Genomic DNA, 6,009 nt, shown 5'->3' with positions numbered 1-6,009 from the left:
CCCGCCGCCGTCTCCGCGTTCGTCTCGAGCCACGTCTCCGCGACGTCGCTGCGGTCGTCGGTCCGGTCGCTGAAGTGGTCCGCTGCTGCCGGGCCGACCGCACCGGAGACGTGCGCGAAGAATACCGCCGAGACGACCAGCGTCACCAGGGCGATCGCCACGAATATGAGACCGATCTTTACACTGTACGTTTTCCTGAACCGATCGGGGATGTAGTCCTCGAGTGCCATTGTACCTGAGTCGAGCAGCCGACGCTGCGAACGCTCTTCCGTGATACTGAACAGGCAGGCCAATTGAATGTATTGGTAGAACGGAAACCCACGATAGATGCTAATTCAATATATACTGTAAATTAGTATCAACGGAACGAAGGTGGCGAGAGAGTCGGGGTATCAGCGGGTATGAAACCACGCTGGTGCCGATTCGAATTGGTCGCCGGTGCCAGTGGACGTCCGCTACCCGATGCTCGTCGGTCTGTGGTCGAATATCCGACACAGTTTGGAGACACCATCGACCGACCGCTCGCCGGAACGGAGGGCCGACCCGATTGGAAGCGGCGGTTACCCGCGAGGAGATGCTCGATCAGTCGTCGATCTCGATCGCCGGCCGGCCGGGTGCGGCGTTTTTCAGGACGGCGTCGGGAGCCTCATCGGCGGCGACGACGGTCACCGGCGCCTCGAACTCGCGTTCGATCAGCCACGCGGCGGACTTGAGCGCCGCGTGTTCGTCGTCCGGCCCGAGCGTCATCGACAGCGCCTCGCGTTCGGCCTGCAGGTCCTGTCCGTAGTCGGCCGCGGCGTCGCCCTGCTCGCGGATGTGACTTTCCTGCATGAGTTCGCCGATAAGGTTGTCGGCGTCGCTCTCGATCGCGATTTCGAGGGCGTCGTACTTCCAGTCGGGCGCGATGACGATGTCGATCGCCGTCGGATCCTCGATCCCGGCGACCTCGACGATGTCGCGGATGTCCTCGCGGGTGTTCTCGACCAGTCGGCGCCGCTTCACGACGTAGTTGTGGTCGACGTCGGCGGTCGGCCACTCGGCGTTCGCAGCGAAGCCCTCGCCGCCCAGCTCGTCGTGCAACTCCTCCGCGATGTGCGGTGCGACCGGCGAGAGCAGTCGAACGACGGCCGACAGCCCGCGTTCGTAGGTCTCGGCGTGGGGTTCGGTGTGATTGGCGTATTGCCGCAGCGTCCGCGTCAGACCCTGCGTTTCACGCAGCGCCTTGTTGAACGTCAGGTCGTCGTACTCGTCGCTGGCGATGGCGATCGTCGCGTCGATCTCCGCGTCGACGTAGCTCGCGACGGCGTCGTCGTCGCCGTCGGGTTCGTTCGTCACGTACTGTTCGACCATCCCCTTCAGGCGATCGAGGAAGGCGTAGGTCGACCGAACGCCCTCCTCGCTCCAGTCGAAGTCGCGCTCGGGCTGGGCGGCTTGCATCATGAACAGCCGCGCAGTGTCGGCCCCGTACTCCTCGACGATCCGCTGGGGCGAGACGACGTTCCCCTTCGATTTGGACATCTTCTCGCCCTCGAGCTGGACCATCCCCTGCGCGAGCAAGTTCGTGAAGGGCTCGCGGTGCGCTAACCCCTCGTGATCGGCGAGCACCTTCGTGAAAAAGCGCGAGTAGAGCAGGTGCATCACGGCGTGTTCGATGCCGCCGACGTACTGATCGACGGGCATCCAGTCGTTGGCCCGCTCGCGGTCGAAGGGCGCGTCCTCGAGACCGGGCGAGATGTACCGCAGGAAGTACCACGAGGAGTCGACGAAGGTATCCATCGTGTCGGTCTCGCGGACGGCCTCGCCGCCGCAGTCGGGACACGTGGTCTGCTTCCACTCCTCGGCGGCGTCCAGCGGGTTCCCGGTGGTGTTGATGAACTCCGGTAACTCGACCGGTAGCTCCTCCTCGGGGACCGTGACGGGGCCACAGTCGTCGCAGTGGATCACCGGAATCGGGGTGCCCCAGTAGCGCTGGCGGGAGATCCCCCAGTCGCGAAGCTGGTACTGCGTGGCCTCCTCGGCGCTCTCGACGTCCTCGGTCAGCCGTTCGCGGGCCGTCTCGCTCTCGAGGCCCGAGTATTCGCCGGAGTCGACGAGGATGCCGTCGTCGGTATACGCTTCCTCGCTCACGTCGGGTGCGTCGGGAATCGTCTCACCGGTCCAGTCGTCCGGTTCGGGCGCGATGACGGGCCTGATCTCGATGCCCTTCTTCTCGGCGAAGGCGTGGTCGCGCTCGTCGTGGGCCGGCACGGCCATCAGCGCGCCGGTCCCGACGTCCGAGAGGACGAAGTCCGCGACGTAGACGGGAATCTCCTCGCCCGTGACGGGATTCGTCGCGGTGAGTCCCGTCTCGACGCCGTTGGGATCGTCGCCGTCCGGGTCGGCTTCCTCCTCGATGAAGTGACGGACGTCGTCGTTCTCTTCGGCCAATTCCTCACTGATCGGGTGGTCTGGCGCGAGCGCGAAGAACGTCGCACCGTGGATGGTGTCGATGCGGGTCGTGAACGCGGTCACAGCGCCGTGTCCCTCGATATCGAAGTTGACCTCGCTACCGTACTGCCGGCCGATCCAGTTGCGCTGCATCTGGCGGACCGAGTTGGGCCACCCCTCGAGCTCGTCGATCGCTTCCAGTAACTCGTCGGCGTATTCGGTGATCTTCAGGAACCACTGCTCGAGTTCGCGCTGTTCGACGGGCGTATCGCAGCGCCAGCAGAGCTCCGCCTCGCCCTCGACCTGCTCGTCGGCGAGGACGGTCTCGCAGTGGGGACACCAGTTGACCTCGGCGTCGCGGCGCTCGACGAGGCCCTCCTCGTGGAACCGCTCGAAGAGCCACTGGTTCCACCGGTAGTACTCCGGCGTGCAGGTGGCGATCTCCCGCTCCCAGTCGTAGCCAAAGCCCATCGACTCCATCTGTTCGGTCATCGTCTCGATGCAGTCGAACGTCCAGTCGCGGGGATTCGTGTCGCGCTCTTTGGCCGCGTTCTCCGCGGGGAGACCGAACGCGTCCCATCCCATCGGATGGAGGACGTCGTCGCCGCGCATCCGGCGATACCGAGCGTACGCGTCCGTGATCGTGTAGTTGCGGACGTGGCCCATGTGGAGTTTGCCCGACGGATACGGGTACATTCCGAGGACGTACGTCGGATCCTCGACGTCGTCGGGCGTCCGATAGACGTCCGCCTCGTCCCACGCCTCCTGCCAGCGCCGTTCGACCGTCGCGTGGTCGTATCCCGCGTCGCTCATTTGCTTATATACGTATAGGAGGGGACGCCGCCCTATAGCTTTCCATACCGTACCCCGTCAGGTCGTCCGACGGCCCCGTCAAACTACCCCTCGAGCCGCCGCAACGGAGCGGCGACCGGTTCGCAGAACTGTCGGCGGCCGTCGACTCGATCGATCGCCACCTCGAGCCGTACCGAACGCTCGTCCCGACCGGTTCCGGGAGGCAAGCGGTTTTATTCTCGTCTCGCCCCATTCTGGGGTATGGTAGCAGATTCCACTGTCTTCGTCACGGGTGCGAGCCAGGGACTCGGACGCGAAATCGCCGTCGCGTTCGCCGACGAGGGTGCGAACGTCGCGCTCGCAGCCAGGAGCGACGGCATCTACGAAACGGAGTCCCAGATCGACGCCCCCGATCGAACGCTGGCGATCGAGACCGACGTGACCGACACGGAATCGGTGGCCGATGCGCTCGACGAGACCGTCGACACCTTCGGCGGGCTAGACTGTCTCGTGAACAACGCGGGGATCGCCGGCCCCACCGCGCCGCTCGAGGAGACGACCGACGGCGAGTGGCTCGAGACCCTCGACGTCAACGTCGTCGGCGTGGCTCGCGTCACGCGGGCAGCGGCCCCGCATCTGCGAGAGTCCGAGCGGGGCAGCGTCGTCAACATCTCGTCGATCGGCGGCAAGCGCCCCTATCCGAACCGGACACCCTACGCCGCCTCGAAGATGGGCCTGATCGGGGTGACCCGCGCGCTGGCGGCCGAGTTCGGTGACGACGACGTCACCGTCAACGCGATCTGTCCCGGCCCGGTCGAGGGCGAGCGAATCCGCAGCGTCTTCGAGCGACAGGCCGAGGCGGCGGGCGTCACAGCGGAGGCGGTCGAGGGCGAGGTCCTCGAGAGCCTCGTGATCGACGAACTGGTCCCGCCCGAGGAGGTCGCCGACATGGCCGTCCACCTCGCGAGCGCGGCGTCACGACACGTCACCGGGCAGGACATCAACGTCTCGTCGGGCGGGGCGTGGTACTGATCGAGTGCCGTGGTGACGTCACCGCTCGAGAGTCACTCGATATCGATCCGCCGCGAGTCCTCGCCGCTCGAGACCTTCGGCAGCCGGACCGTCAGCACGCCGTTCTCGAAGCCGGCGTCGACGGACTCCTCGTCGACCGGCTCGGGCAGGCGAATCCGGCGACTCGCCGACGTTTCGGTCCGCTCGCGCCGGAGGTATCGGCCCTCGGGGTACTCCTCCTCGTCGGTCCGGTTGGCCTCGAGGCGCAGCGTGCCGTCCGAGAGCGTCAGCTCGATGTCGTCGGTCTCGTAGCCGGGGAGGTCGGCCGTCACGACGTACTGCTCGTCGGTGTCGGCGACGTCGACCGGCACCGAGCCGGGGACCTGCAGCCCGCCTGCGGTCATGCCCTCTTCGACCTGTCGGCTCACGCGGTCGAGCATCTCCTCGATATTGTCGAACGGATTGCGTCGCATACTCGATCGTAGGTTCCCGACCGGGATAAATTCTGCCCGCAGTGCGACGACAGAAGTTGCTACTCGGGAAGCGTAACGAGCCCGTCGTCGAGCGCGTCGAGCAGGACCTCCCGCGCGTGACCGTCGGGGTCGACGCCCTCGTAGACCGCCTGCACTTCGCCGTCGGCCAGCAAAAACGTCGTCCGGGTGGTCACGCCGCTGTCGCGCAGTTCGACGTCGAACGCGTCGGCGATCTCGGCGTCGGGATCGGCCAGCAGATCGAACTCGAGGCCCTCCGACGCACAGAACGACTCGTGGGAGTCGACGTCGTCCCGCGAGACGCCGTAGACGTCGACGCCGGCGTCGCGATAGGTCTCGCGCTCGCGCTGGAACTGGTTCGCCTCGACCGTACACCCCGGCGTGTCGTCTTTCGGGTAGAAATAGACGACCGTCGGCTCCTCGAACGCCGGCGAGACCTCCTCGCCGTCCTGATTGCGTGCGGTCACGGTCGGCGCGTCGTCGCCTGCAGCGAGTGGCATACCCGTGGTAGCGCAGGGCGCGAAATAACAGTTTGTGGTCCAGTGTGGCCGTGGCGTAGTATCGGAAACGGTCAATTCTGCCCGTGTCGGTCGAATTATCCCACCCGTTCGCCTCTATCGACCCATGATCGATATCGCCCTGCACACCGGTTCGGAGCACCCCGACCTCCTGTGGATCCTCGTCCCCTCGTTCCTGACGTTCGTCGCGGGACTCGGTGTGGCCACCTACGCCGATCGGATTCGCGAGTGGATCCGTCCCGAAGGCAGTACGACCACGGAGTGAGCGTCTCCGTCAGCCAGTTTCCGCCGCGTTCGTGCCGGTCCGTTCGCTCGATTTCTCGAACCGCTACTCGACGACGTGTTCCGTGTCGTACGAGCCGAGCCGTCGCACCCAGCCGTTCTCGGCGAGCTCCTCGAGCTCCTCGATCGCTTCGCTCGTCCGCGACTCGTAGAGCCCGGCCTCGAAGTCGACGTGGAAGACGTAGTCGCCCAGTCGCTGGCCGCTCGGCCGGGACTCGACGCGGGTCAGGTTGATATCCCGATCCGCGAACGGCTCGAGCAACTCGAGCAGCAGGCCGGGATAGTTCGCGTTCGGGTAGACCACCAGCGAGGTCTTGCCGCCGCCCGTCGAGCGCTCCGCAGCGGGTGCGATCGCCAAAAAGCGCGTCGCGTTCGAGTCCTGATCCTGGATGTCCTCGGCCAGCACCTCGAGGTCGACGCCGTCCTCGGCGTTGGCCGGGTGGCCGATCCCCGCGATGGAGGGATCGTCGCGGGCGAACTCGACGCCC

Annotated in this window: 7 protein-coding genes and 1 pseudogene; 2 read left to right on the top strand and 6 right to left on the bottom strand. The window is 66.0% G+C overall.

The window, feature by feature from the left end:
• The 3 genes and pseudogenes from PGX04_RS15985 to PGX04_RS15975 all read right to left on the bottom strand — a co-directional run.
• Window positions 1-230: pseudogene (locus tag PGX04_RS15985) on the bottom strand (methyl-accepting chemotaxis protein); the annotation flags it as partial.
• Window positions 231-582: 352 nt separating this feature from the next.
• Complete coding sequence (leuS, locus tag PGX04_RS15980) at window positions 583-3,240, bottom strand: leucine--tRNA ligase (protein WP_273739419.1); 2,658 nt, start codon at window positions 3,238-3,240, stop codon at window positions 583-585.
• Window positions 3,241-3,323: 83 nt separating this feature from the next.
• On the bottom strand, window positions 3,324-3,446 hold the full coding sequence (locus PGX04_RS15975; protein ID WP_273739418.1) for a hypothetical protein: 123 nt from the start codon (window positions 3,444-3,446) through the stop codon (window positions 3,324-3,326).
• Window positions 3,447-3,480: 34 nt separating this feature from the next.
• On the opposite strand from PGX04_RS15975, the gene PGX04_RS15970 reads away from it, so the two are divergent.
• Window positions 3,481-4,251 (top strand): SDR family NAD(P)-dependent oxidoreductase, encoded by a 771-nt coding sequence (locus PGX04_RS15970; RefSeq protein WP_273739417.1) that lies wholly within the window; start codon window positions 3,481-3,483, stop codon window positions 4,249-4,251.
• 32 nt (window positions 4,252-4,283) lie between these two features.
• Here PGX04_RS15970 and PGX04_RS15965 read toward each other — a convergent pair whose 3' ends face one another.
• A complete protein-coding gene (locus PGX04_RS15965; protein WP_273739416.1) occupies window positions 4,284-4,703 on the bottom strand; it encodes an Hsp20/alpha crystallin family protein in 420 nt (139 codons plus the stop codon).
• A 59-nt stretch (window positions 4,704-4,762) separates the two neighbouring features.
• A complete protein-coding gene (locus PGX04_RS15960; RefSeq protein ID WP_273739415.1) occupies window positions 4,763-5,221 on the bottom strand; it encodes a peroxiredoxin in 459 nt (152 codons plus the stop codon).
• 124 nt (window positions 5,222-5,345) lie between these two features.
• Between PGX04_RS15960 and PGX04_RS15955 the strand changes: the two genes are divergently transcribed.
• Window positions 5,346-5,504 (top strand): hypothetical protein, encoded by a 159-nt coding sequence (locus PGX04_RS15955; RefSeq protein ID WP_273739414.1) that lies wholly within the window; start codon window positions 5,346-5,348, stop codon window positions 5,502-5,504.
• A gap of 63 nt (window positions 5,505-5,567) precedes the next feature.
• Here the strand turns inward: PGX04_RS15955 and PGX04_RS15950 are convergent.
• Window positions 5,568-6,009: ACT domain-containing protein (locus PGX04_RS15950; RefSeq protein WP_273739413.1), on the bottom strand; the 442-nt coding region annotated here is incomplete at its 5' end.

Source organism: Natrinema soli (assembly GCF_028618695.1).
Note: the sequence above shows the minus strand (reverse complement) of the source record. Positions and strands in the feature narration are given on the sequence as shown.